The sequence below is a fragment of the Micromonospora sp. NPDC005237 genome, from assembly GCF_040607775.1.
In the GTDB taxonomy this organism is placed as follows: Bacteria; Actinomycetota; Actinomycetes; order Mycobacteriales; family Micromonosporaceae; genus Micromonospora.
In genome coordinates this window covers 196,182-220,086 of sequence record NZ_JBEXHJ010000004.1, presented here as the reverse complement: position 1 = coordinate 220,086, position 23,905 = coordinate 196,182, and the positions used below count along the sequence as shown (strand labels likewise).

Annotated in this window: 27 protein-coding genes; 13 read left to right on the top strand and 14 right to left on the bottom strand. The window is 72.6% G+C overall.

Annotated features, from left to right (window positions below):
- Nucleotides 1-60: 60 nt before the first annotated feature.
- The 9 genes from ABZT87_RS13475 to ABZT87_RS13435 form a co-directional block, all read right to left on the bottom strand.
- Nucleotides 61-738, bottom strand: a complete 678-nt coding sequence (locus ABZT87_RS13475) for a response regulator transcription factor (RefSeq protein WP_354861648.1) — start codon at nt 736-738, stop codon at nt 61-63.
- Entirely contained in the window at nt 735-1,838 is a 1,104-nt protein-coding gene (locus ABZT87_RS13470) for a sensor histidine kinase (RefSeq protein WP_355135617.1), read from the bottom strand. The genes ABZT87_RS13475 and ABZT87_RS13470 overlap by 4 nt, the downstream gene beginning before the upstream one ends.
- Nucleotides 1,839-1,943: 105 nt before the next feature.
- Nucleotides 1,944-2,720: a phosphate ABC transporter ATP-binding protein PstB gene (gene pstB, locus ABZT87_RS13465; RefSeq protein ID WP_354861658.1), complete on the bottom strand. Its 777-nt coding sequence runs from the start codon at nt 2,718-2,720 to the stop codon at nt 1,944-1,946.
- Nucleotides 2,721-2,737: 17 nt separating this feature from the next.
- Nucleotides 2,738-3,826, bottom strand: a complete 1,089-nt coding sequence (gene pstA, locus ABZT87_RS13460; protein ID WP_354861651.1) for a phosphate ABC transporter permease PstA — start codon at nt 3,824-3,826, stop codon at nt 2,738-2,740.
- Entirely contained in the window at nt 3,823-4,917 is a 1,095-nt protein-coding gene (gene pstC, locus ABZT87_RS13455) for a phosphate ABC transporter permease subunit PstC (RefSeq protein WP_354861653.1), read from the bottom strand. Before pstC ends, pstA begins: the two co-directional genes overlap by 4 nt.
- A gap of 39 nt (nt 4,918-4,956) precedes the next feature.
- Complete coding sequence (gene pstS, locus ABZT87_RS13450) at nt 4,957-6,063, bottom strand: phosphate ABC transporter substrate-binding protein PstS (RefSeq protein ID WP_355135615.1); 1,107 nt, start codon at nt 6,061-6,063, stop codon at nt 4,957-4,959.
- 291 nt (nt 6,064-6,354) lie between these two features.
- A complete protein-coding gene (mshD, locus tag ABZT87_RS13445; RefSeq protein ID WP_355135613.1) occupies nt 6,355-7,281 on the bottom strand; it encodes a mycothiol synthase in 927 nt (308 codons plus the stop codon).
- 63 nt (nt 7,282-7,344) lie between these two features.
- Complete coding sequence (locus ABZT87_RS13440; RefSeq protein ID WP_355135611.1) at nt 7,345-8,211, bottom strand: polysaccharide deacetylase family protein; 867 nt, start codon at nt 8,209-8,211, stop codon at nt 7,345-7,347.
- Nucleotides 8,212-8,400: 189 nt separating this feature from the next.
- Nucleotides 8,401-9,120, bottom strand: a complete 720-nt coding sequence (locus ABZT87_RS13435) for a response regulator transcription factor (protein ID WP_179781168.1) — start codon at nt 9,118-9,120, stop codon at nt 8,401-8,403.
- Nucleotides 9,121-9,361: 241 nt separating this feature from the next.
- On the opposite strand from ABZT87_RS13435, the gene ABZT87_RS13430 reads away from it, so the two are divergent.
- The 7 genes from ABZT87_RS13430 to ABZT87_RS13400 all read left to right on the top strand — a co-directional run bounded on the left by ABZT87_RS13430 (nt 9,362) and on the right by ABZT87_RS13400 (nt 14,695).
- On the top strand, nt 9,362-10,417 hold the full coding sequence (locus ABZT87_RS13430; RefSeq protein WP_354859849.1) for a hypothetical protein: 1,056 nt from the start codon (nt 9,362-9,364) through the stop codon (nt 10,415-10,417).
- A gap of 105 nt (nt 10,418-10,522) precedes the next feature.
- Nucleotides 10,523-11,311, top strand: coding sequence for a DUF2993 domain-containing protein (locus ABZT87_RS13425; RefSeq protein WP_354859846.1), 789 nt, complete (start codon nt 10,523-10,525; stop codon nt 11,309-11,311).
- Nucleotides 11,312-11,427: 116 nt separating this feature from the next.
- Nucleotides 11,428-11,505: an Ms5788A family Cys-rich leader peptide gene (locus tag ABZT87_RS13420; RefSeq protein ID WP_310503780.1), complete on the top strand. Its 78-nt coding sequence runs from the start codon at nt 11,428-11,430 to the stop codon at nt 11,503-11,505.
- A gap of 209 nt (nt 11,506-11,714) precedes the next feature.
- Nucleotides 11,715-12,563: a sulfurtransferase gene (locus tag ABZT87_RS13415; RefSeq protein WP_355135609.1), complete on the top strand. Its 849-nt coding sequence runs from the start codon at nt 11,715-11,717 to the stop codon at nt 12,561-12,563.
- A gap of 6 nt (nt 12,564-12,569) precedes the next feature.
- Nucleotides 12,570-12,890, top strand: coding sequence for a DUF1416 domain-containing protein (locus ABZT87_RS13410; protein WP_354859840.1), 321 nt, complete (start codon nt 12,570-12,572; stop codon nt 12,888-12,890).
- Nucleotides 12,891-13,287: 397 nt separating this feature from the next.
- Nucleotides 13,288-13,764 carry a winged helix-turn-helix domain-containing protein gene (locus ABZT87_RS13405; protein WP_354859862.1) on the top strand — a complete coding sequence of 159 codons (477 nt, stop codon included), beginning with the start codon at nt 13,288-13,290 and terminating at the stop codon, nt 13,762-13,764.
- A gap of 166 nt (nt 13,765-13,930) precedes the next feature.
- Nucleotides 13,931-14,695: a hypothetical protein gene (locus ABZT87_RS13400; RefSeq protein ID WP_355135917.1), complete on the top strand. Its 765-nt coding sequence runs from the start codon at nt 13,931-13,933 to the stop codon at nt 14,693-14,695.
- A gap of 19 nt (nt 14,696-14,714) precedes the next feature.
- On the opposite strand, the gene ABZT87_RS13395 is transcribed toward ABZT87_RS13400, so the two are convergent.
- The 3 genes from ABZT87_RS13395 to ABZT87_RS13385 form a co-directional block, all read right to left on the bottom strand.
- The gene (locus ABZT87_RS13395) at nt 14,715-16,769 is read right to left on the bottom strand and encodes a glycogen debranching N-terminal domain-containing protein (protein WP_354859834.1); all 2,055 of its coding nucleotides are present in this window, start codon (nt 16,767-16,769) and stop codon (nt 14,715-14,717) included.
- On the bottom strand, nt 16,766-17,146 hold the full coding sequence (locus ABZT87_RS13390) for a hypothetical protein (RefSeq protein WP_354859832.1): 381 nt from the start codon (nt 17,144-17,146) through the stop codon (nt 16,766-16,768). Before ABZT87_RS13390 ends, ABZT87_RS13395 begins: the two co-directional genes overlap by 4 nt.
- Before the next feature lie 82 nt (nt 17,147-17,228).
- Nucleotides 17,229-17,603, bottom strand: a complete 375-nt coding sequence (locus ABZT87_RS13385) for a DsrE family protein (RefSeq protein WP_354859829.1) — start codon at nt 17,601-17,603, stop codon at nt 17,229-17,231.
- Nucleotides 17,604-17,615: 12 nt separating this feature from the next.
- On the opposite strand from ABZT87_RS13385, the gene mtfM reads away from it, so the two are divergent.
- Nucleotides 17,616-17,720 carry a small membrane protein MtfM gene (gene mtfM / locus ABZT87_RS13380; RefSeq protein ID WP_305076120.1) on the top strand — a complete coding sequence of 35 codons (105 nt, stop codon included), beginning with the start codon at nt 17,616-17,618 and terminating at the stop codon, nt 17,718-17,720.
- A 114-nt stretch (nt 17,721-17,834) separates the two neighbouring features.
- Nucleotides 17,835-18,425 carry an FABP family protein gene (locus ABZT87_RS13375; protein WP_354859826.1) on the top strand — a complete coding sequence of 197 codons (591 nt, stop codon included), beginning with the start codon at nt 17,835-17,837 and terminating at the stop codon, nt 18,423-18,425.
- A 4-nt stretch (nt 18,426-18,429) separates the two neighbouring features.
- On the opposite strand, the gene ABZT87_RS13370 is transcribed toward ABZT87_RS13375, so the two are convergent.
- Entirely contained in the window at nt 18,430-19,308 is an 879-nt protein-coding gene (locus ABZT87_RS13370) for an aminotransferase class IV (RefSeq protein ID WP_355064473.1), read from the bottom strand.
- A gap of 68 nt (nt 19,309-19,376) precedes the next feature.
- On the opposite strand from ABZT87_RS13370, the gene ABZT87_RS13365 reads away from it, so the two are divergent.
- The 4 genes from ABZT87_RS13365 to ABZT87_RS13350 all read left to right on the top strand — a co-directional run bounded on the left by ABZT87_RS13365 (nt 19,377) and on the right by ABZT87_RS13350 (nt 22,819).
- Nucleotides 19,377-19,805, top strand: coding sequence for a Fur family transcriptional regulator (locus ABZT87_RS13365; protein ID WP_355064475.1), 429 nt, complete (start codon nt 19,377-19,379; stop codon nt 19,803-19,805).
- Nucleotides 19,802-20,914 (top strand): folate-binding protein, encoded by a 1,113-nt coding sequence (locus ABZT87_RS13360; protein WP_355135607.1) that lies wholly within the window; start codon nt 19,802-19,804, stop codon nt 20,912-20,914. Before ABZT87_RS13365 ends, ABZT87_RS13360 begins: the two co-directional genes overlap by 4 nt.
- 23 nt (nt 20,915-20,937) lie before the next feature.
- Entirely contained in the window at nt 20,938-21,765 is an 828-nt protein-coding gene (locus ABZT87_RS13355; protein WP_354859816.1) for a 3-keto-5-aminohexanoate cleavage protein, read from the top strand.
- A gap of 94 nt (nt 21,766-21,859) precedes the next feature.
- Complete coding sequence (locus tag ABZT87_RS13350) at nt 21,860-22,819, top strand: asparaginase (protein WP_355135605.1); 960 nt, start codon at nt 21,860-21,862, stop codon at nt 22,817-22,819.
- Nucleotides 22,820-23,064: 245 nt separating this feature from the next.
- On the opposite strand, the gene ABZT87_RS13345 is transcribed toward ABZT87_RS13350, so the two are convergent.
- Nucleotides 23,065-23,862, bottom strand: coding sequence for an alpha/beta hydrolase (locus ABZT87_RS13345; protein ID WP_355135603.1), 798 nt, complete (start codon nt 23,860-23,862; stop codon nt 23,065-23,067).
- Nucleotides 23,863-23,905: the final 43 nt, after the last annotated feature.

Here is a 23,905-nt window from a genome sequence, read left to right as displayed (position 1 = left end):
TGGAGGGAGACTAGGCAGTTCGGCGGGCCTTTCGAATCGGTCCCGGGACGGGACTCACGGTCATCCCCGGGGCGGAGCGGTGCCCGGCCGGACCAGGCCGCACTCGTAGGCGAGCACTGCCGCCTGCACCCGGTCGCGCAGACCGAGCTTGAGCAGAATCGCCGACAGATGGGTCTTCACGGTGGCCCGGCTGAGGACCAGGCGCTCCGCGATCTCGTCGTTGGAGAGCGCCCGCGCGACCAGCGTGAGCACCTCGATCTCACGCGCGCTGAGCGCGTCGAGCGCCGGCGGGGGAGTGCCGCCGGGTAGTTCGCTGGCGAACCGGTCGAGCAGCCGCCGGGTGACGGTCGGCGCGAGCAGCGCCTCACCGCGCGCCACCACCCGTACCGCCGTGGCCAGCTCGTCGGGGCGGATGTCCTTGAGCAGGAAGCCGCTGGCACCGGCCCGCAGCGCCGCGAACACCGGCTCGTCCAGGTCGAACGTGGTCAGCATGATGATCCTCGCCGCCTGGCCGGCGGCGACCAGCCGGCGGGTCGCCTCGATGCCGTCCAGCCGGGGCATCCGTACGTCCATCAGGATCACGTCCGGTCGCAGGCGCCCGGCCAGCGCCACGGCCTCCAGGCCGTCGCCCGCCTCGCCGACCACCTCGAGGTCCTCGCGGCTCTCGATGATCATCGCGAACCCGGCTCGCACGAGGGCCTGGTCGTCGGCGATCAACACCCGGATGGCCGCCGTCATGCCGAGGGGAGCGGCAGGTCCGCTCGTACCCGAAAGCCGCCGCCCGGCACCGGCCCGGCGTCCAGCGTCCCGCCCAGCAGCCGGGCCCGTTCCTGCATCCCCACGATCCCCCGGTGCGCGGAACGGTCGACCCGGCCGCTCGGACGGGCCGGGCCGTCGTCGCGGATCTCCAGCCGTACCGACCGGGGCGAGCACCGCACCGTCACCCGGGCCAGGGTGGCCTGGCTGTGCCGCAGCGTGTTGGTCAGCGACTCCTGCACGATCCGGTACGACGAGAGGTCCACCGCCGCCGGCAACGGTGGCAGGGCCGGTTCCCGGTCCAGCTCGACGGTCAGCCCGGTGGCCCCCAGCGACGCGGCCAACGTGTCCAGTTGCGCCAGACCGGGCTGCGGGGTGGCCGAGCCGGGCTCGGTGTCGGCGCTCATCGTCTGCAACAGCACCCGCAGCTCGGACAGGGTGGAACGGGCCGCCAGATCGATCGAGGTGAGCGCCGCGCGGGCCAGGTCGGGTCGACGGTCGAAGACGTCCTGCGCGGCGCCGGCCTGCACGACGATCACCGACACCGTGTGGACCAGCACGTCGTGCAGCTCGCGGGCGATCCGTTCGCGTTCCTGGGTGACGATGCGCCGCTCGGAGTCCTGCCGGCGTAGCGCGCGGGTCCGGCCCAGCTCACCGAGGGTCCAGCCGAGCGCCGGGCCGGCGATCGCGAGCAGCACGTTGCGCCAGTCGCCGTACGCCAGCTTCCAGGGCGTCCCGGCCACCAGCAGGCCGAGCACCCACAGCGACCGCGACGGCGGCCTCCGCCGCGCGTACCCGGCCAGCACCGCGGCGACCTGACCGAGCCAGCCGATGGCCGGACTGAGCGACTCGATGCCGATCCCGGCGAGGACGGCCACCGCCATCGCGGCCTCCGGGTGGCGGCGCAGCACCGCGATGGTGCCGGCCTGCACCGCCGCCAGTGCGATGGCGGCGGCGTACCCGAGCACATGGTGTGGCCCGTTCGGCGTGACCAGGATCAGCGCAGCGAGCACGACGAACAGGCCGACGGCGACCCGCAGGTCGGGCCGGCATCCGCGCAGGAGCCTGCCGGGTGAACGCACCCGGTGATCGTAGGCAGCTCACGGATCGACGGTCATCGGCCGCGGGAACGACGAAGCGGTCCGTCCGGAGACGGACCGCCTGCGTCGCGGAGGGAAGGGGGAAGCTCAGCCGAAGCGGCCGGTGATGTAGTCCTCGGTCTTCTTGACGCTCGGGTTGCTGAAGATCTTCTGGGTGTTGTCGTACTCGATGAGACGGCCCGGGTCGCCGGTCTTCTCGATGGAGAAGAAGGCGGTCCGGTCCGACACACGGGCGGCCTGCTGCATGTTGTGCGTCACGATGATGATCGTGAACTTGTCCTTGAGCTGGAACATCAGGTCCTCGATGGCCAGCGTGGAGATCGGGTCCAGGGCCGAGCAGGGCTCGTCCATCAACACGACCTGCGGCTCGACCGCGATGGTCCGGGCGATGCAGAGCCGCTGCTGCTGACCGCCGGAGAGGCCCGCGCCGGGCTTGCCCAGCCGGTCCTTGACCTCGTCCCACAGGTTCGCCGAGCGCAGCGCCTTCTCGGCCGCCTCGTCCAGGATCGACTTGCGCCGGACGCCGTTGAGCTTCAGCCCGGCCACCACGTTCTCGAAGATGCTCATGGTGGGGAACGGGTTCGGCCGCTGGAAGACCATGCCGATGGTGCGCCGGACCGCGGTGACGTCCACGTCCCGGTCGTAGATGTCCTGGTCGTCGATGGTCAGGCTGCCCTCGACCCGGGCCCCCGGCAGCACCTCGTGCATCCGGTTGATCGACCGCAGGAAGGTCGACTTGCCGCAGCCGGACGGCCCGATGAGAGCGGTGACCGTCTTCGGCTCGACCGTCAGGTTGATGTTCTCGATCGCCTTGAACCCGCCGTAGTAGGCGGTGACGTTCGAGGCGGAGACGCGCTTGGCCATGGTGGTACCTCCGGGGTTCATCGGCTGAGCCTGTTGCGACGGGCCAGCAGTTTCGCCGCGATCGTCAGGATGAGCACGAGGGCGACCAGGGTGAGTGCCGCGGTCCACGCCCGTGCCGGCGCGTACTTCGACGCGTCACCGGCCTGCTGGTAGACGAAGAGGGACAGCGACGACTGGTTGTTCTCGAAGGGGTTGGTGTTGATCGCGGCGCCGCCGCCGGCGACCAGGAGCACCGGAGCGGTCTCGCCGGCCGCGCGGGCGATGGCGAGCATGACGCCGGTGACGATGCCGGGCAGCGCCGTCGGCACCACCACCCGCAGGATGGTCTTCCACTTGGGAATGCCGAGCGCGTACGCGCCCTCGCGCAGTGGCGGCGGGACGAGGCGGAGCATCTCCTCGGTGGACCGGACGATGGTGGGCAGCATGAGCACGCTCAGCGCGAGCGCGGCGGCGAAGCCGGAGAAGCTCGGCCGGCCGTCGTTGAACCACGGCGACACGACCAGCACCCAGAACGCCAGCACGAAGAGGCCGGAGACGATCGACGGGATGCCGGTCATCACGTCCACGAAGAATCGGATCGCGAAGGCGAACTTGCCCCGCCCGTACTCGACGATGTAGATCGCGCAGAGAACGCCGAGCGGGACGGTGATCAGGGTGGCGATCCCGACCTGCTCCAGCGTGCCGACGATCGCGTGGTACGCGCCGCCGTTCGGGTCCCGGGCCCCGATGTTGTTCATCGAGGTCTGGAAGAAGGTGCCGTCCAGCCGCTCGGTGCCCTTGCTCAGCAGCGTCCAGACGACCGAGACGAGCGGCAGCACCGCCAGCACGAACGCGGAGTGGATCAGCGCGCTCCAGGTGCGGTTACGGGCCGACCGGCGGCCCTCGACCGCGTTGGCCGCGACGAAGAGCCCGACCAGGTAGAGGATCGCGCCGAGGACGACGACGAGGACCGGGCCGCCGATGCCGGTGCCGTAGACCAGCGCGGCGGAGAGCGCCAGGGCCGCCACGGCGAGGGCCGGTGCGGCGTACCGGGGCAGCCGCCGGGCCCGCAGCGAGGCCGGCTGGGCCGGCGGGCGGGTGCGGTGGGAGGTGACGGTTGTGGTCATGCGGCCGACTCCGTGAACTCCCGGCGGCGGTAGATGATCGCCCGCGCCGTGATGTTGACGATCAGCGTGATGGTGAACAGCACCAGGCCGGACGCGATGAGCGCGCCACGGCCGGTCTCGTTCGCCTCGCCGAACGCGTTGGCGATGTTGGCGGCGATGGTGTTGCCGCCGTTCTGGATCAGGTTGAACGAGATGCCGAAGGTGATGCCGAGGGTCAGCGCCAGGGCGATGGTCTCGCCGAGCGCCCGACCCAGACCGAGCATCACCGCGGCGATGATGCCGGGGCGACCGTAGGGGAGCACCGCGGTGCGGAGCATCTCCCAGCGGGTGGCGCCCAGCGCGAGGGCGGCCTCCTCGTTCGCGGTCGGCGTCTGGAGGAACACCTCGCGGGAGAGCGAGGTGATGATCGGCAACACCATGATCGCGAGGACCAGGGCACCCAGCATGATCGAGGCGCCGAACGGGCCGTCACCGCCGAAGAGCGGGATCCAGCCGAAGTGCTCGTTCAGCCAGACCGAGAAGTCCCGGACCGGGTTGCTGAAGACGTCCCGCCCCCACAGGCCGAAGACCACGCTCGGCACGGCGGCCAGCAGGTCGACCAGGAAGCCGAGTGCGGTGCCCAGCCGGCGCGGCGCGTAGTGCGAGAGGTAGAGCGCGATGCCCAACGCCACCGGCACCGCGATCAGCAGCGCCAGCGCCGAGCTGAGCACCGTACCGAAGGCGAGCGTGCCGATGCCGAACTTGGGCTGCGGCTCGTTGGGGGACCAGCCCTCGTAGGTCCAGAAGTTCTCGGTGTTGGCGCGCAGGGCCGGCACCGCCTTGGCGATCAGGAAGATCGCGATGGCGGCGATGATGACCAGAACGGCGGTGCCGGCGGCCAGTGTGAGACCGCGGAAGGCCCGCTCGGCGCCGAACTTGCGGCTGCGCGGCAACGCGCCGCCACCGCCGCCCAGCCCGGTGCCGCCCGGGGAACGGGTGCTGACTGGTGCCTCGGCCACACGCGCCGAGGCACCGGCGGGCCACTCGTGACTCTGGGTCACGCGCGTCCCGCCGGTGCCGGCGTCGGCCGAGCGGTGAGGGGTTTCACCCATCTGCTCGCTCGATTCGGTTGCGGAGGTGGTGGGGTCGGGTCAGGAGAGGCTCTTGACCGCGGTCTCGACCTTGGTGCGGACCGTCTCCGGCAGCGGGGCGTAGCCGAGGTCGGTCAGCGAGTTCTGGCCCTCGGCGCTGGCGGCGTAGCCCAGCAGACCCTTGACCAGCTTGAGCTTGTCGGCCGCGAGGCCCTTGCTGCAGACGATCTCGTACGTCGCCAGGACGATCGGGTAGGCCCCGGCCTCCTTGGTGTTGTAGTCGATCGACAGCTTGAGGTCGTCGCCCTGGCCATCGATCTTGGCGCCGGCGATGGTCTTGCCGGCGGCCTCGGCGGTCAGCGCGGCGAACTCGCCGTTGCCGTTGCCGATCTTGGCCATCTTCAGGCCGGCGTTCTCGGCGAACGACCACTCCATGTAGCCGATGGAGCCGTCGGCGCCCTTGACCCGGCTGGCCACGCCGTCCGAGCCCTTGGCGCCGGTGCCGCCCGGGGCCTTCCAGGCCTTGGCGTTGCCCAGCGTCCAGTCCGCCTCGGAGGTCTTCGAGAGGAACTTGGTGAAGTTGTCGGTGGTGCCCGACTCGTCCGAGCGGTGGACGGTCTGAATGGCGGTCGCCGGGAGCTTGGCGTCCGGGTTGTCGGCCTTGATCGCCGCGTCGTCCCACTTGGTGACCTTGCCGGCGAAGATCTTCGCCAGGGTGGCCGGCTTGAGCTGGAGGTTGTCCACGCCGCTGACGTTGTAGGCGACGGCCACCGGGCCGATCACCATCGGCAGGTGGATGGCCTTGCCGCCGGCGCACTTGGCGTCGGCCTGCGGCTGCTCCTCCGGCTTGAGCGCGGAGTCGGAGCCGGCGAAGTCGGCGGTGCCGGCGATGAACGCCTGGATGCCGGCGCCCGAGCCGGAAGCCTCGTAGTTGATCGTGGTGCCAGCGCACTTCTGCTGGTACGCCTTGATCCACTCGGCCATGGCGTTCTTCTGTGCCGACGAGCCCTGGGCGTTGACCGTGCCGGTACCGCAGTCGACCGCGGCGGCGGAGCCCGAGGCGCTGGCGCCGGAAGTGGGCTCGTTGTTGTCCGAGCCGCATGCACTGAGGCCGAGCGTCGCGGCAAGAGCGAGGCAGGCAATAGTGCCGTACCGCTGGAGCTTCACCTGAGGGGTTTCCCTTCGCGTCTGACTTGGTGCCCCGATGCCGGGGCCCGAGGACCGGCACTGACCGGCTGACACGAAAGTTAGAAGTGCCAGGTAGCCGGTTCGCCGGTCACAAGTGAACGCAAGGTGAACACGTACGGCCCCCGAGGTGACCGCTTGCTGAGGGTGAGTTGTCCGTTAAGTGAACTCGGGTACACCTGTCGGAAGTATGGGTATATTTCCGGTTCGGCGTTATCCCGCCGATGCTCGGCCGTTACCCGCCGGTGACTCGGTCGGGGCGGCGTCCGACGGTCAGCCCAGGTGGTAGTTGATGTGTGCGGACCAGCGGGCGAAGCCCAACCGCTCGTAGAGCGCGACCGCCCCGGTGTTCGAGTCGTCCACGAAGAGCATCACCCGGTCGAGCCCCCGCTTGTCCCGCAGGTACGCGAGCCCCGCGGTGGTCAGCGCCCGACCGAGCCCGCCCCCGTGCGCGGTCGGCTCCACGCCGAGCACGTACACCTCGCCGATGCGGGCCGACCCGGGCCGCTCGTGCACCTTCGTCCAGTGGAAGCCGAGCAGCCGGCCGGCCGAGGTCTCCTCGGCGAGCAGGAAGCCGGCCGGGTCGAACCACGGCTCGGCGAGGCGGACCCGCAGGTCGTCCGAGGTCCACCGCCCCTGCTCGGGATGCTCGGCGAAGGCCCGCGCGTTCAGGGCCAGCCAGGCCGCGTCGTCGGCCCCCGGCCGGAACGCGCGCAGCGCCACCCCGTCGGGCAGGCGCGGCTCGCCCAGCGGGGCGGCCAACGGCCGGCGTAGTTGCCAGAGCACGCGCGCCCGGGTGAACCCGAGGTCCACGGCGAGCGCCGCCGCCGACGGGTGGTCGCCGTGCGCCCACGCCCGCAGCGGCCCGGTGGCCGAGGCGAGCACGCCCCGGGCCAGCGCCCGGCCGGTGCCCCGCCGCCGGTACGCGGGGTGCACCACCAGCTCCACCCCGATCCCGCCCACCGGGTCGGTGGTGTCCAGGTGGGCGTACCCGGTGAGGGTGCCGTCGTCGGCGCGGGCCAGCAGGTGCACGGCCGGCGCCTCCGGATCGCGCAGGCGGAGCAGGACGTGCTCGTCGAGCGGGTCCGCGCCGTCGGTGTCGCCCGCCGTACGCGCCAGGGCCAGCACGCCGGCGATCTCCGTCGGGGCCAGTCGGTCGGTCCGGGTCACCTGGTCGCTGGTCGGCTCCGCGCTGCTCATTGGGTCACCGTAGCCGCTGCGTCTCGGGCGTCCCGGACTGTCGCCCGAGGAGGGGGTCGTAGCTCACGTCGGGTCGGTGGGCAGTGCCTCCAGCTCGTATCGCGCGCTGAGTTGGGGCAGGATCCGGCGCAGCGCGTCGACCGTGCCCTGCCGGTCGCCGCCGGCATCGTGCATGAGGACCACCGCACCGGGTTCCGCCTGCGCGAGCACGGTCGCGGCGATCTTGCTGGCACCGGGCGCCTGCCAGTCCGACGGGTCCACCGACCAGTGCAGCGGAGTCATGCCGAGCTGCTGCGACACCGACACCACGGGGTACGTCCAGGCGCCGCCGGGTTGGCGGTACCAGACGATCGGGGCGTCCGGGACCGCCGACCGGATCGCCTCGTTGGTGCGTACCAGGTCGGCGCGGATCTGGTCGGCGGATTTGTTGCCGAGGGAGACGTCGTGGTGCCAGGAGTGGTTGCACAGGGTGTGGCCGTCGGCGACGATCGCCTGGATGAGGTCGGGATGATCCTGGGCGTTCTCGCCCACCACGCAGAACGTGGCCTTGACGTCGTACTCGCGCAGGATCGCGAGGACCTGCGGGGTGTAGCGCGGGTCCGGCCCGTCGTCGAAGGTCAGCGCGAGTCGGGCGTTGCCGGTCTCGGTGTGGGCGCCGAACAGCTTGTCGCCGCTGGCGCTCTGCCCCGAGCCGTCCTGGCCGGCCTCGGTCGGGCCGGCGCTCTGGCCCGCGGTCGCGATACCGGTCGGGGTGCCGGTCGGGGTGCCGGTCGGGGCGCCGGTCGGGGGCTCTTCGGGAGTCTGGTCGGCGTAGTGCGGCCCGTCGCCCTCGGTGGTGACGCCGGTGGCGTGCCGCTGGGTCTGGTCGGGGACGAGACTGCGGCCCAGCACGTACGCCGAGCCGAGCAGGGCAGCCACCACCGCCGTCACGATCACTGCCGCGCGCGCGGTCGAGCTGACCCGCGTCACGGCTTCCGCCCGGCTGGCCGGACGCGCCGGCCCCTCGCCCCCGTGCTACCTGCCCGCACCGTCGCCCCCTTTTCCGACAAACCCGGCAGTCAGAATAGGACTGGCGAGCCGCGCAAAAGGGGCATATGGGAAATCGCCCCGGGGTGGGGGTCAGACGGGCAGCGGCGCGTGCTCCGCCTCGGGCAGAGAGCGCGACGGCGGTACGACGAACTTGTAGCCCACCTGGCGGACCGTGCCGATCATCGACTCGTACTCCGAGCCGAGCTTGGCGCGCAGCCGCCGGACGTGCACGTCCACCGTCCGGGTGCCGCCGAAGTAGTCGTAGCCCCAGACCTCGCGCAACAGTTGATCGCGGGTGAACACCCGGCCCGGGTGCTGGGCCAGGAACTTCAGCAGCTCGAACTCCTTGTAGGTGAGGTCGAGCGGGCGACCCTTCAGCTTGGCGGCGTACGTGTCGGGGTCGATGGTCAGCTCGCCGGCCCGGATCGAGCCGCCGGCGCCGGCGGTCGCGTTGCTCAGGCGGCCGACCGCGAGCCGCAGTCGAGCCTCGACCTCGGCGGGACCGGCCGACGCGAGGATGACGTCGTCGACGCCCCAGTCCGCGTTCAGCGCGATCAGACCGGCCTCGGTCACCACCGCGACCAGCGGCACCCCGAGCCCGGTGGCGTGCAGCATCCGGCAGGTCGCTCGGGCCTCGCTCAGCTCCGACCGGGCGTCCACCAGCACCGCGTCGGGGCTGGGCCCGGCAACCAGGGTGCGGACGTCGCGCGGCGCGGTGCGAACCGAGTGTGGCAGCAGGTCGAGCGCCGGCAGCACAGCCGACGGTTCCCCTGCGCGCGCGGTCACCAGCAGCAGGATCTCCACGATCACCTCCGTCCCGGCGGCGCAACGCCGCACGCGACCAGACACACTCGTGGCGGAGTGCGCTGAGAAATAGCGTGGTCCCGGCGTCGCTGACGGGCGGGTAACGCGTTGAGCGTAACCGATCGCCTCGGCCGCGCCTCCGAGTCATTTCCCGTTTGTCTAGCTTGCCCCTGATCGCGGCGCAGGTTTTAACGTTGCGGAAACCCGTGACCGTCGCGCCGGGCAGCCGATCTGGCACGATCGGGGCGTGTTTCCCTCCACCTCGCCCGACGCCGGCCGCGAATCGTGGTCCGACGGTCCCCGCCCGGGTCCGGCCGCTCCGACCCGTGGCCATCCGCCCGCGCCGCGCACCGGACCGGCCGTCGCCGACGGCGAACGCCGTGAACGGGGTGGGCCGCGCCGGGCCCGCCGTGCCGGGGAGCCGGCCCGTCGTGCCGAGGACGAGGTCGACGAGCCGGAGGAGGAGCCCGTCGCTCCGGTGGAGGTGCACCGGCCGCTGGCCCTGACCATCGCCGGCTTCGCCGCGCTGCTCGGGGTGGGTCTGGTGCTCGGCGCGCAGACGTCCGGGCCGGGTCACCGCCTGCCGTTCGCCTTCATCGTCTTCGGCGTCCAGCTGCTGTTCGTGCTCGCCTGGACGATGGCCATGCGCCCACCCGCGCTGCTGCTGGTCGGCGGGATCAGCGCGGCGGTCGCCGCTGCCGCTGACGTCGCCGCCGTCCAGAGCGACGTCGCCGGTCTGGCGCCGCTGGGCTACCTGGCCGTCGGCGGCTTCCTCGCCGCCGTGCTCGGCCAGCTGGTCCGCCGCGTCGACCGGGTCCGGGTCACCGACTCACTCGGCGCCACACTGCTCATCGTGGTCGGGGTCGTGGCCTTCGGGACCCTGATCGTGCTCAGCCGCATCCCGGCCGGCACCCAGGCGATCACGGTCTGCCTGACCGCGAGCGGGGTCGCGCTGACCGTCGCCCGCCTCACCGACGCGGTGCTGCCGTGGCCCCGGCTGGCCCCGCAGGTGCCCCGGGGCGCGGCCGGCGTCGTCGCCGGCGCGATGGTGGGCACGCTGGGCAGCGCTCTCCTCGGCAGCTACCTGGTGGCACCCTTCACGCCGACCCGGGCCGCGGTGATCGGCCTGGTCGCGGCCGTCACCGCCGTCCTGTCCGATCTCGCCGTGGGGTACGCGGAGGCGGGTCGCCTGATGGCGGGCGAACCGCCCACCATGTGGGTCGCCCGGCACATGCAGGGTCCGCTCGGCGGATTCGCCCTGGCCGCACCGGCGGCGTACGCCATGTGCATGCTGTTCCTCTGAGCCTACGGTTGAGGCCGGTGTCGGTCGGGTACCTACGGGTGCGCCGCGCTGCGGCACCGGTTCGGACGTCCCGCCGCATCGCGGCGGGCGGAGACAGGAGGCGGCGTGGCCCAGGAGTATCCGGCTGACGAGGCCCGGCCCCGACGGCGCGGTCGCAAGCTGCTCATCGGCCTGGTCGTCCTGCTCCTGGTGGTGGCGGGTCTGCTGGTGGTCGCCGACCGGGTGGCGGTCGGCGTGGCCGAGCGGCTCATCGCCGAGCGGGTCAGCCAGGAGGTCAGCAAGCAGGGGGCGCAGTCGGCCAAGCCCGACGTCGAGGTCGCCGGGACGCCGTTCCTCACCCAGGTGCTGGACGGGCGGTACGAGCGGATCTCCATCACTCTGCGGGACGTGCAGGCGTCGGTCGAGGGTGACGCCGTACGGCTGCCGGTGCTGGACGTGGACGCCCGCAACGTGCGTGCCTCGCTCGACACGCTGCGGACCGGGCAGGGCGACGTCGTCGCCGACACGGTCAACGGCACCGGCACGATCAGCTACGAGAGCCTCGCCGCGCTGCTGAACCGACCCGGGCTCACCCTCGGCGAGCAGGGCGGCAAGCTCGCCGTCACCGCCCCGGTCGACATCCTCGGCCAGAAGTTCACCGTCGCCGGCACCGCCGACGTCACCGTCGCCGAGAACGGCGCCGTCGCCCTGCGCTTCAGCAAACTGGACGCTGCCGGCCTGCCGAACCTGCCGCTGGCCCGCACGATCCTGAACAAGTACGCCGAGGGCATCTCCGTCGACGTGCCGCTGCCCGACCTGCCGTTCCAGCTCGCGGTCCGGGAGGTCCGGCCGTTGCCCGAAGGGCTGGCGGTCACCGCCGACGCGAAGAACGTACCGATCAACTCCGCCGGCTGAGCGGCGCGTCAATCATCCGGGCCGCTGGGACACCCCATCGGCCCCGCAGCCCGGACGATCCCGGATGGTGGTCGGTCCAGTGGCAGCCCGGTCACTGCCTGGTAGGCTCCGTGCTCATGGGGACCCACCTCACCAAACGGCGCGCGGTCGACCTGTGCCGCGTGGCCACCTGCCTGTGTCGCCCTGTCATCTGACGGCGGGGCTGTTTTTGGCCGCCTGACGGCGGCCACCGGCACGCAGGGTCCTCGATCCTTTCCGGTGATCCCACCGAACGCCCGGCAGCGGCGCCGTCGCACAAACCCGTGATCCCGTCCTTCCGCTGGGTCCCGCGCGCGGTGCGACAGTTCAACCCATCGATATTCGCGCGTTGGCTCACCATCCATCCTCACCAGGGAGTGATTCGATGAGTCGCGACACCGCACTCGTCTCGGTCGAATGGGCCGAGAAGAACCTTGACGCCCCGGGCGTCGTCTTCGTCGAGGTCGACGAGGACACCTCGGCCTACGAGACCGGCCACATCGCCGGCGCCATCAAGATCGACTGGAGGACCGACCTCCAGGACCCGGTCCGCCGGGACTTCGTCAACAAGACCCAGTTCGAGGCGCTGCTGTCCGAGCGGGGCATCAGCAACGACGACACCGTGATCCTGTACGGCGGCAACAACAACTGGTTCGCGGCGTACGCCTACTGGTACTTCAAGCTCTACGGCCACCGCGACGTGAAGCTGCTCGACGGCGGTCGCAAGAAGTGGGAGCTGGACGCCCGTCCGCTGGTCACCGAGACGGCGGCCCGCCCGGCGACCCAGTACGTCGCGCAGGAGCCGGACACCTCCATCCGGGCCTTCCGCGACGAGGTCGTCGCCGCGATCGGCACCAAGAACCTGGTCGACGTGCGCAGCCCCGACGAGTTCGCCGGCCGGCTGCTCGCCCCCGCGCACCTGCCGCAGGAGCAGGCGCAGCGGGCCGGTCACATCCCGACCGCGATCAGCGTCCCGTGGTCCAAGGCGGCCAACGAGGACGGCACCTTCCGGTCCGACGACGAGCTGCGCAGGATCTACGGCGACGCGGGGCTCGACGACGGCAAGGAGACCATCGCGTACTGCCGGATCGGTGAGCGTTCCTCGCACACCTGGTTCGTGCTGCAGGAGCTGCTCGGCCACCGCAACGTGAAGAACTACGACGGTTCCTGGACCGAGTACGGCTCGCTCGTCGGCGTGCCGGTCGCGCTCGGCGATGAGCCCGGGGAGGCCTGATCCGCCATGACTGCTCCCACCGCTGCGGGTTGCGCCGCACCCGACCAGGCCGCGCCGCTGCCGACCAGCCTGGACCTGGAGAAGGAAACCGTCATCACGGGCATCGTCCGCTCGGCGGCGGACGAGGCCGTGCCGGGCGCGTACGTCCGGCTGCTCGACTCGACCGGTGAGTTCACCGCCGAGGTGGTCACCTCGGCGGCCGGCCAGTTCCGGTTCTTCGCCGCGCCCGGTTCCTGGACGCTGCGGGCGCTGTCCCGGCACGGCAACGGCGACGCCGCCGTCACCGCCGGCCGGGGCGTCAACGAGGTCACCGTCACCGTCGCCTGACCCACTGCTCTGATCGACCGGGGCCGGTCACCCTCCGGGGTGGCCGGCCCCGGTCGTCGTCAGTGCGGGTGGCCGGCGGCCAACAGGTCGTTGATGGTCGGAGCACTTTTCCTCCCCACGTTGGGTCCCGATGGGTTCGGGACGAGCGCGCACCGCCGGGACGGCCGCGCAGCGGGGCGGGTGGAGTGGGTGGGTGGCACCCCCACGTCCGCTGACAGTCATGCTCTGGCTGGTTCGGACGGTGCTCAGTGAATAACGCCGGTCAGTGCCTGGTCAGTGACGTGGCGTCATCCCGACCGTGGACGGGGCCCCGAATCGCATCGGCATACGTCACTATCGTCGGGTGGTGGTCGCGGGTGGTGCGGGCGGAGTCGGCGGGCCCGGCGCAGAGGCCCCGATCGTCGTCTGCGTCAGTGCGGACGCCTCGGTGCGCGAGCGGGTGCTGCGGCAGCTGGACGGGATCGGGCCGGTCGTGACCTGCGCCGACCTTGCCCAGCTGCGGGCGATGCTGTTCCCACCGCCGGGCGGCTCGACACCGGCCACCCCGCCGGCCCCGCCGCAGGGGCGGGTCAGCTGGGGTGAGCTGGTCGTCGACCGGGCCGGGCACCTGGTCACCTGGCGCGGCGATCCACTCCCGCTCACCCGTACCGAACGGGAGCTGCTCGCCCGGCTCGTCGGTCCGCCGCTGGTGGTGTGGAGCCACGAGCAGCTCTTCGCCGCGGTCTGGGCCGGCGCGTACCTCGGCGACACGGCGATCCTGCACTCCGCGATCAAGCGGCTCCGGCGCAAGCTGCACGGGCTGCCGGGCGGGCCGCGGGTGCACACCGTGCGCGGGGTCGGCTACCGGCTCGATCCGCCGCCCCGGCCGGCCTGACCCTCGGCCTTCGCCCCGGCTGCCGACCGCTGCCTCCGGTACGGCGGACCGCCCGTGACACCATGGCCGGGTGAGCGGTGCTGTCCAGACGGGTTGGGCCCCGTCGAGCGATCCCGCCGCGCCGGCACCTGCCCGGCGTGGGCGGCGCTGGCTGCTGGTCGCGACCGTGCTGTGGGCCGTCCTGCTGGCCGGGCTCGCCTGGATGTCGGTCCGCGACGACCCGCCGACGGTGCGCGAACAGCGCTCCCTCGACGAGGCCGCCCCGGTGGTCGACCGGGCGGTCGGCGAGCTGGCCCGCGCCGCCGGCACGGCCGGGCTGCTGGAACTGGGCCCGGTGCGGGTCAACGCCGGCTGCCGCGTCACCCCGTTCTCCGACGGCGCGGCGCTGCGCCGCGAGGTCGGCGTGCTCGCGCCCGCCGGCACCGAGCGCGCCGTGCTGACCGGCATCGCCGACCGGCTGCCGTCCACCTGGCGGGCCGGAGTCGGCCCCGGCCTGGACGGCCCCGAACTGCACGCCGACGCCGGGGACTTCGTCGCCGTCGAGGGACGACCGACCGGGGACGGCCGGCTCCGGTTGACCGTCGACACCGGCTGCCGGCCGCTGGGCGCCGGCTACGACCCGAAGCCGGCCACCGGCGCCGGCCCGGAGGCCACGGCCCTGACGGCTGCCCTGACCGCGCTCGACCGTCCGGCCGACGCCGCGCCGGACCTGGTCACCGCGCCGTGCCCCGGCGGCGCCGTGGCCCGTACCGCACGGTCCGCCGCCGGGCCCGGCCCGGCCACGGCCGGCGCGCTCGCCCCGCTGGCCGCCGGCACCCCACTGCTGGACAACCCCCCGCTGTACGCGTACCGCACCGGCGACGTCACCGTGCTGGCCGAACTCGGCCCGGACACCGCACGGGTGGCCGCCACCGTCGGCTGCCCCGCCTGAGCCGGACGTCGGGCCCGGGTCAGCCGCCCGTCTGGTGATCCTGCGGGCCCCGGCTGCGACCCAACGCGTCCACGCGGCCCCAGCGGCCGGGAATGTCCAGCAGCTCCACCCGGCCCATGCCCGGTGGCACAGCCGGATCGATGATCAGGTGTTCGCCCTGCGGTTCCAGCCCCAGCATGACCCGCAGCAACAGCAGCGGGGTGCCGCTCGACCAGGCCTGCGGGCTGCACGCGGTCGGGTACTCCACCGGGTAGCCGGTGCGGCTGCGGGCGTAGCCGGCGAACGCCTCCGGCAGCCGCCCGTCGAAGTAGCGGGACGCCGCGAGCATCGAGTCGCAGATCAGCCCGGCCTCCTCCCGGTAGCCGTACCGGCCCAGGCCCCAGGCGATGATCGAGTTGTCGAACGGCCACACGGTGCCCACGTGGTAGCCGATCGGGTTGTACCGACCCTCGCCCTCGGCGAGGGTCCGCACCCCCCAGCCCGAGAAGAGTCTCGGCCCGAGCAGGTGGTCGACCACCTTGCGGGCCCGGGACTCGTCCACGATCCCGCTCCACAGCAGGTGCCCGATGTTCGACGTGAGCGCGTCCACCTGCCGGCCGTCGGCGTCCAGGGCGAGCGCGTAGTACTCCCGGTCGGCGATCCAGAAGTCGTGGTTGAACCGCTGCTTGAGCGCCGCCGCCTCCCGCTCCAGCCGGTCGGCGTACGCCGGGTCGTTCCAGACCTTCCGGGCCAGCCGGGCGGTCCGGATCTTCGCGTCGTACGCGTAGCCCTGCAACTCGCAGGTGGCCCGGGGGAAGCCGGGCAGCCGGCCGTCGGCGTACGAGATGGCGTCCCAGGAGTCCTTCCAACACTGGTTCTGCAGCCCGGACTCCGGGTTGCGGGTCCGATACCAGAGGTAGCCGGTGCCGAGCAGGTCGCCGTACGTGTCGATCCACTCCAGGGCCGCCCGGATGTTCGGCTCCAGCCGCTTGACCAGCGCGGTGTCGCCGGTCCAGCGTTCGTACTCGTCGATCAGGATGACGAACAGCGGGGTCGAGTCGGCCGACCCGTAGTACGGCGAGTGGGGCTGCTCCTCGAAGCCGGCGGTCTCGCCGTACCGCAGCTCGTGCAGGATCTTGCCGGGCTCCTCGTCCCGGAAGTCGTCCACCCGGTGCCCCTGGAGACCGGCCAGCATGAAGATGGTCGGCGGGATCAACTCCGGCAGGAACGGCAGCACCTGCAACGAGGTGATGATGCTGTCCCGACCGAACAGGGTCATGAACCACGGCAGCCCGGCGGCGATCAGCCGTACGCCCAGGGCGATCGACTCGTAGCGCAGCGCGGCCAGGTCGTTGAGGCTGCGCCGGTACGCCCCGGCCAGCGGCTCGCAGTCACAGCCGAGCTTCGGCGCCCGGTCGATCAGCTCCTGCTGCTCGGCGCGGATGGCGTCCCCGCTGCGGCTGCCCGCGTACGGCAGGGTGGCCCGGATGTCCTCGCCCCGGGCCCCGTAGACGACGGTGGAGACGTGCAGCCGGGTGGTCCACTCGCTGTTGCTGTCGATCCGGACCCGGAAGGTCATCCCGGAGTTGTCGACCTGCGCTGGAACCGTGGAGCGGACCACGGTCTCCCGGCGGAACGCCTCCCGCCGGTACGTCAACCGCAGCTCGTTGTCGGTCGCCGCGACCGTCGTCCGGCCCACCTTCTCCCGGGCGTGCTTGATCTCGAACAGGTCGGCGAAGTCGCTGCTCATCTCGATCCGGACGGTGAACTCGCCCTCCTCGCCGGAGTGGTTGAGCACGGTCAGCTCCTCGTCGAAGCTGCCCCCGATCTCTCTGCTGCGGATCACCGACCACTTGGCGTCCAGGTAGTGGGTGGGTTCGCCGGGAGCGAGGAAGAACGTCGTCCGGTACGACTGGCTGTCGTCGATCGAGAGTGCGTGCAGCCGCTCGCCGTTGAGGGTGAGCACCCAACTGGACAGGAAACGCGTGTCGAAGGAGAACAACCCGGTCGGGAAGGTGAAGGACGGCTCGATGTCGCCGCGTCGGTCGCTGACCAGGAAGGTGTTGCCGTCCAGGATGCTGACGAGATCGTTCACGTCCGCCGCCCGACTGCCTCCCGGGCCACCTCGCGCGGGTCGCGGGTGCCCGGCGGGTTCGGGAAGAAGCGGCGGAAGGCCAGGAAGAGCACCACGTCACCGCTGAAGGTGCTCTCGTTGCGCAGTACCGCCGCGAGCGCCTGGGCCTCGCCGGTGATCAGCCTGTCGAACAGGGCCGAGCTGCTGAACCAGATGGCGTCGGCCGGACCCCGCTCGCGGCTGGCCTGTACCGCTCCCGGCCGCATCCGGACCAGCCAGTGTTCGGTCCGGTGGCCGGTGCCGAGATCGATCTGCAGGGTCCCCCTGGCCAGGCCGCCAAGGACCGCGGGGGCACGCGTCGGCAGCGATTCGAAGAACCTCTCCGTCGCCTCGGTCACAGTCGAATCGTAGGCAGCTGTCCGAGATGTCGGGTCGGTATCGGGAGTCCGCCCATACCGTCGCCCCGAGGTGTGCCGGTGGTCAGTAGACCAGCGCCTGCGTGCCCTCGGCCAACGCCTCCTCGACGAAGACCGCGGCGCCCGCGATCCGCACACCGGGCAGTACGTCGTCCGGGCCGATCTCCCGCCGGGCCGCGCACTGGGTGCAGGCGGTCACCCGACCACTGGTCAGGATGACGTGCAGCAGCTCGGCCAGCGGCGCGGAGTGCGGTAGCTCGAACTCCTGGGCGCGGCCGGGCAGCGCGAACCAGGTCGACTCCCCGGTCAGCCAGAGCGACACGTCCACGCCGGCCGCGACCGCCGTGGCGGCGACCGTGAAAGCCTGCGCGCACCGCTCCGGGGCGTCCGCCCCAGCGGTGACCTTGACGACGAGAGAGCGGGCCATGAGGCCCAGCATAGGATGGTCACGATGGTTACCGAGATCGGGTTCGTCAGCCTGCTGGTCGCCGGCCTGGGCGGGCTCGCCGGCGGCCTGGTCTACCTGGCAGTAAAGATTTCGAGGGGACGTTGGTGAGCGCGAGGAGTGAGCCGGGCCTGCGAGCCCCGCAGTCGCGAACGAAGGTGGCACGGTGAGCGCGAGGAGTGAGCCGGGCCTGCGAGCCCCGCAGTCGCGAACGAAGGTGGCACGGTGAGCGACGAGAACCCGCTGCAGCCACCGTGGCTGAACGCGCCGCCGGTCGAGGAGTACCCGTTCGAGGAGAGTCACGACCTGCGGGTCGGCCCGAAGCTGCACCCGGCGCTGGACGGCCTGCTGCCGTACATCGGTCTGTGGCGCGGCCGGGGCAAGGGTGGCTTCCCCACCATCGAGGACTTCGACTACGCGCAGGAGATCCGGATCAGCCACGACGGCCGGCCGTTCCTGCACTACGAGTCGCGCGCCTGGATCCTCGACGAGCAGAGCAGGCCCGTCCGCCCGGCCGGGCGTGAGGTCGGCTGGTGGCGACCGGTGCTGGTGGACGGTCGGGCAACCGACGAGCTGGAGGCCCTGCTCACGACCCCCACCGGGGTGATGGAGCTGCACCTCGGCAAGCGCACCGGCACCCAGGTCGAGTTCGCCACCGACGCGGTGGTCCGGACGGCGACCGCCAAGGAGGTCACCGGCGGGCACCGGCTTTTCGGCATCGTCGAGGGGGCGCTGCTCTACGCCCAGGAGATGGCGGCGATGGGTCACCCACTCAGCGCGCACCTCTCCGCCCGGCTCGTCCGGGTCGGCGGCTGACGCTTCAGCCGACGGGGAAACCCAGCAGCGACTGCAGGGCGGGGGTGCGCGGGCAACGGTCCCGGCGCACCCCGTCCAGCGTGTGGACCTCGGTGAGCCCGCGCACCGACGAGGCGAACCACACCCCGTCGGCGTCGTGCAGCTCGGCCGGGGTGACCATCCGTTCGGCGGCGCTCAGGCCCAGCTCGCCGGCGTGGGCGAGCAGCCAGGCGACGGTCGTGCCGGGCAGGATGCCGGTGGTGGCGGCCGGCACCGTGCGGAGCGTGTCGCCGGTGAGCCACACCACGTTGGCCGTGGGCCCCTCCAGGGCGTACCCGTCGGAGGAGATCCAGAGCACGTCGTCCACCCCGTTGGCGCGGGCCCAGCGGCGGGCGGCGCTGTTGACCGCGTACGAGGTGGACTTGATCCCGGTGGGCAGCCAGGTCAACTCGGCGCGGGCGGTGGCGGGCACCCCGAGCGGCAGGTTCGCGACGCTGATCCCGTCCCGTCGCGCCATCCGCGCCGCCGCCGGCACCTCGCTCAGCGTGGCGTAGACCGTCGGTGCGCCGGCCTGCGGGCCCCGGGTGCAGACCAGCCGCAACGCCCCCTCGACCCGCGCCGGCCAGCCGGCGCACACCGTGTCGAGCAGGTCGGTCAACGCGGCGGCGTCGGGCACGGCCAGCTCGATGGCGGCGGCCGACGCGGCCAGCCGGGCCAGGTGCTCGTCGCGCAGCCACGGCCGGCCCTGGCGCAGGTGCATGCTCTCGAAGAGCCCGTCGCCGTGCAGGACGCCACGGTCGTCGCCGCGTACCACCGGCTCCGTGGCCGGGACCGGGCCCTGCCCGAGCACGGCGATCCGCGCGGTCGGGCCGACCGGAACCTGCCCGGTGAAGGACGTCGCCATGAGGGTCGAGGGTAGCGACGGGCGTCGCACGGCGGAGGTAGCCACGGCCGCCGAACTATGATCGGACGGTGTCCGAATCCTCCCTCGCGGAAATGCTCCGGGCCCGTGGGCTGCGGCTGACGGCCCAGCGGCAGCTCGTCCTCCAGGCGGTGCTCGATCTGGGCCACGCCACACCGGAGCAGGTGCACACCGCCGTCCGGGAGGTCGCCGCCGGCGTCAACATCACCACCATCTACCGCACGCTGGAGCTGCTGGAACGGCTCGGCCTGGTGACCCACACCCACCTCTCGCACGGTTCGCCGACCTACCACGCGGCGGGTGAGCACCAACACGTCCACCTGGTCTGCCGGGAGTGCGGCGCGATCGACGAGATCGATCCGGAGCTGCTCCGCCCGCTCGCCGAGCAGTTGGCCGCGCAGCGGGGTTTCCGGGTGGACATCGGGCACGTGTCACTCTTCGGCGTCTGCGACCGCTGCGAGAACGGGGATCAAACATGATCGACATCGCGGGCGCGGTGGCCGTCGAGAGCATCGACGAGGCCAGCCGTGACCAGCCGGACCCGGCGCACGTCGCGGTCGGGGTGCGGGGGGTGGCCGCGCACTACGGCGATCCGCTGCGCGAGCAGCGCGTCCTGGACACCGCGGTCGGCCTGGTCGACCGGTCACACCGGGGGATCATCGCGGTGCCCGGCGAGGAGCGGGCCGGCTGGCTGCACACGATCACCTCGCAGCACCTGAGCACGCTGGCCGCCGGCGAGGGCACCGAGTTGCTGGTGCTCTCGCCGCACGGGCACGTCGAGCAGCACGCCCTGGTCGCCGAGGACGGCGAGACGACCTGGCTGGACACCGAGCCGGGGGCGACCGACGGTCTGCTCGCGTACCTGGAGAAGATGCGGTTCTTCAGCAGGGTCGACCCCCGCGACGCCACCGCCGAGCGGGCGCTGCTGTCGCTGGTCGGGCCGGCGGCGCCGGAGGCCCTGGGCACGCTCGGCGTGACCGGGCTGGCCGCGCCGGACCTGGTGCCGGTGCCGGGTCCGAAGTTCGCCGCCGGGGCCGTGCCGCCCCGAGCGGGCATCCGGTACGACGTCCGACCGCTGCCGATCGGCGGGTGGGCGCGTCGCGGCCTGCTCGGGGTGGACCTGCTGGTGCCCCGCTCGGCGATGGAGCAGGTGGTCGCCGAGCTACGCGGCGCGGGCGTGCCGGTCGCCGGCCTCTGGGCGTACGAGGCGATCCGGGTCGCCGCCCGGCAGCCCCGGGTCGGGGTGGACACCGATCACCGGACCATCCCGGCCGAGGTGGACCTCATCGGCCCGGCGGTGCACCTGGACAAGGGCTGCTACCGGGGTCAGGAGACGGTGGCCCGCGTACACAACATGGGTCGGCCGCCGCGCCGCCTGGTGCTGCTGCACCTGGACGGGGTGACCACCGACCAGCCGCCGACCGCCGGTACGCCGGTCACCCTCGACGGCCGGGCGGTGGGCTTCGTGGGCACCGCCGTGCTGCACCACGAGCTGGGTCAGGTCGCTCTCGCCGTCCTGAAGCGGAACGTCCCGGACGACGCCGCGCTGATGATCGGCGAGACCGCGGCGGCGATCGACCCGTCCTGACCGGGGCGTCTAGGATCGCCGGCATGACGACAGGGACGTTGATCACGGTGGCCCCGACGGGCGCGGAGTCGGCCAAGGCGGAGGTGCCGGCGCTGCCGGTGACCCTGGACGAGCTGCTGCTCACCGCCAAGGAGTGCGAGGCGCTCGGCGCCGCCGTGATCCACGTTCACATCCGCGACGACGAGGCGCGGCCGACCCTCGACCCGGCCCGGCTGGCCGAGACGGTGGCGGCACTGCGGGAGAGCACCGACCTGATCGTGCAGCTCTCCTCCGGCGGCGCGGTGACCGACCCGGAGGCGTCCCGGCTCGCCGTGCTCGACGCGGGTCCGGACATGGCCTCCTGCACCATGGGCACGGTCAACTTCGGCGACGACGTCTTCCTCAACCGCTGGGAGTTCATCGTCGACCTGCACACCCGGATGCAGGAGCGCGGCATCGTGCCGGAGTACGAGATCTTCGACCTCGGCCACCTGTCCGCGTTGCAGCGGCTGCTCGGCAAGTACGGCCTGCCGGCGGGCGGTCACGTGCACGTCGACTTCGTGATGGGGGTGCCGGGCGGCATGCCGGGCACCACCGAGACGCTTGTCGCCGCCCACCGGATGCTGGCGGACCTGCCCGCGGGCACCACCTTCTCGGCCACTGGCATCGGCCGCAGCACGATCCCGGTCATGCTCGCCTCGCTGTCCACCGGCGGGCACCTGCGGGTCGGCATGGAGGACACGGTGACGTACGCCAAGGGTCGGGCGGTCGAGTCCAACATGCAGTTGGTCGCCCGCGCGGTCGGCTTCGCCCAACTCGCCCAGCGACCGCCGCTGACCACCACCGAGGCCCGCGCGCTGCTCGGGCTGTAAGGCCGGACACCTTCCGCGCCCCTGTCACCCGGGCGGTGGACCACCTGGTCACCCCGCCGACGGACAGCCTCGGCCCCTCGGTACCGTCCAGCACGTGGGAAAGACGTACGAGGGCGGCGTGCCGCTCGCCGAGGTGGTCCGGTCCGGGTTCGTGGAGGGCGCGCACCGCGGCTCGGTGGTGGTGCTGGACGCCGCCGGGGCGCCGCTGGCGACCGCCGGGGACGTGACCGCGCCGATCTTCCCGCGCTCGGCCAGCAAGCCGATGCAGGCGATCGGGATGCTCCGCGCCGGCCTGACGCTTACCGATCCGGCCGACCTGGCGTTGGTCTCGGCGAGCCACGCGGGGGAGGACTTCCACCTGGCCCGGGTCGGCGCGCTCCTCGACCGGGCCGGGCTGGACGCCTCGGCGCTGCACTGCCCGCCCGACCTGCCGGTGGGTGCGGCGGCCCGGGAGGCGGTGCTGCGGGCCGGGGGCGGGCCGAGCCGGGTGCAGATGAACTGCTCCGGCAAGCACAGCGGAATGCTGCTGACCTGCGAGGCCGCCGGGTGGCCGCGGGACGGCTACTGGCGGTCGGAGCACCCGTTGCAGCAGGGGTTGCGAGCCGCCATCGAGGAGTTCACCGGCGAGCAGGCGGCGGCGGTGGGGGTGGACGGCTGCGGTGCCCCGGTGCTGGCGGTGTCGCTGACCGGCCTGGCCGGGGCGTACCTCCGGCTGGTCGGCGCCGAGCCGGGCTCGGCGCCGCGCACGGTGGCCGACGCGATGCGGGCGCACCCGGAGATCGTCGGTGGCACCCAGGCCGACGACACCCGGCTGATGCGCGGTGTCCCGGGCCTGCTGGCCAAGGTCGGCGCCGAGGGCGTGTTCGCGGTGGGGCTGCCGGGCGTCGGCGCGGTGGCTCTGAAGATCGACGATGGAGCCGACCGGGCCCGGATGCCGGTGCTGGTCTCCGCGCTGCGCCGGCTCGGTGTGGACGCGCCGGTGCTGGCCGAGTACGCCGAGGTGCCGCTCTTCGGCGGTGGCGTTCCGGTCGGGGCGGTCCGCCCGCTCTGGTGACACCACCGGTCCACCGGTCGGCGATCCGGCTGCCCGGCACGGCGGCCAACGCCTGATCGAGCGCTATACCTCACAGGCATGAATCTGACTCTGAGGTATAGCGCTCGTCGTGGCGTCAGCCCCGTCGTTGGCGGCGGGTCTGCTGGCGGCGGGGGTGCGGGGCTGTCGGCGGCCCCTTGGCGTCGCTGGCCGAGGGGCGGTCAGGGCTGCGCGCGCCGCGCGGTCAGGGCTGCGCGCGCCGCCGGTCAGCTCAGGAAGTCGAGCAGGGCGGCGTTGACGGGCTCCGGACGCTCCAGCGGCAACAGGTGTGCGGCATCCGGCACATCCGGCAGCCGTACCGCGCCGGGGACCTCGGCGGCGATCCGGTCGGCGAGGCGGCTGATGTCCGGTACGTCGGCGGCGCCGGCGGTGACCAGGACGGGCACCCGCAGCTCGCTGAGGCGGCCGATCGCCGGAGGCGTCAGCTCGCCCACCTCCACCGCGCCGAGCGCGAGCTCGGCGGCCAGGGCGCGCTGGTCCATCTCCTGCGCGAACGCCAGCAGTTCGGGGTCGACGTCGGCCGGCTGGCGGCCGGGCCCGACCACCCAGAACCGCACCTCGCCGGCCGCCCCGGCGACGAAGTCGTCCGGGTCGACCTCGCCGACCAGGTCGTCCCAGAGGTCGTTGGCCTCGTCGGACCACTCGTTGCCGGAGAGCGCCGTGTCGAAGAGGGCGAGCGCGCTCACCCGGTCCGGGTGCGCGAGCGCGGTGTCGACGGCGACCGATCCACCGAAGGAGCAGCCGACCAGCGCGGCCCGGGGCAGGTCGAGGGCGTCCAGCAGGCCGGCCACGTCGTCGTGGTGCGCGAACGGCGTCGGGGGCAGCTCGGAGTCGCCGTACCCGCGCAGGTCCGGGACGATCACCCGGTGCCGGGCGGCGAGCGCGGGCACGACGCCCCGCCACATCCGCCGGTCCGCGATGCCGGCGTGCAGCAGCACGACGGGCGAACCGCTGCCGACCTCGTCGTACGCGAGAAGTGCTCCGTTGACTGTGATCTTGTGCACCAACGGACCGTACGGATCCGGCGAGCGGCGCGCAAACGTGACG

Excerpts from the sequence above, each read along its gene's own strand:
- ABZT87_RS13475 (WP_354861648.1), bottom strand. The coding sequence starts at position 738 with ATGACGGCGGCCATCCGGGTGTTGATCGCCGACGACCAGGCCCTCGTG.
- pstB (WP_354861658.1), bottom strand. The coding sequence starts at position 2,720 with ATGGCCAAGCGCGTCTCCGCCTCGAACGTCACCGCCTACTACGGCGGG.
- pstA (WP_354861651.1), bottom strand. The coding sequence starts at position 3,826 with ATGACCACAACCGTCACCTCCCACCGCACCCGCCCGCCGGCCCAGCCG.
- pstC (WP_354861653.1), bottom strand. The coding sequence starts at position 4,917 with ATGGGTGAAACCCCTCACCGCTCGGCCGACGCCGGCACCGGCGGGACG.
- mshD (WP_355135613.1), bottom strand. The coding sequence starts at position 7,281 with ATGAGCAGCGCGGAGCCGACCAGCGACCAGGTGACCCGGACCGACCGA.
- ABZT87_RS13420 (WP_310503780.1), top strand. The coding sequence starts at position 11,428 with ATGGGGACCCACCTCACCAAACGGCGCGCGGTCGACCTGTGCCGCGTG.
- ABZT87_RS13415 (WP_355135609.1), top strand. The coding sequence starts at position 11,715 with ATGAGTCGCGACACCGCACTCGTCTCGGTCGAATGGGCCGAGAAGAAC.
- ABZT87_RS13410 (WP_354859840.1), top strand. The coding sequence starts at position 12,570 with ATGACTGCTCCCACCGCTGCGGGTTGCGCCGCACCCGACCAGGCCGCG.
- ABZT87_RS13385 (WP_354859829.1), bottom strand. The coding sequence starts at position 17,603 with ATGCTGGGCCTCATGGCCCGCTCTCTCGTCGTCAAGGTCACCGCTGGG.
- mtfM (WP_305076120.1), top strand. The coding sequence starts at position 17,616 with ATGGTTACCGAGATCGGGTTCGTCAGCCTGCTGGTCGCCGGCCTGGGC.
- ABZT87_RS13370 (WP_355064473.1), bottom strand. The coding sequence starts at position 19,308 with ATGGCGACGTCCTTCACCGGGCAGGTTCCGGTCGGCCCGACCGCGCGG.
- ABZT87_RS13360 (WP_355135607.1), top strand. The coding sequence starts at position 19,802 with ATGATCGACATCGCGGGCGCGGTGGCCGTCGAGAGCATCGACGAGGCC.
- ABZT87_RS13355 (WP_354859816.1), top strand. The coding sequence starts at position 20,938 with ATGACGACAGGGACGTTGATCACGGTGGCCCCGACGGGCGCGGAGTCG.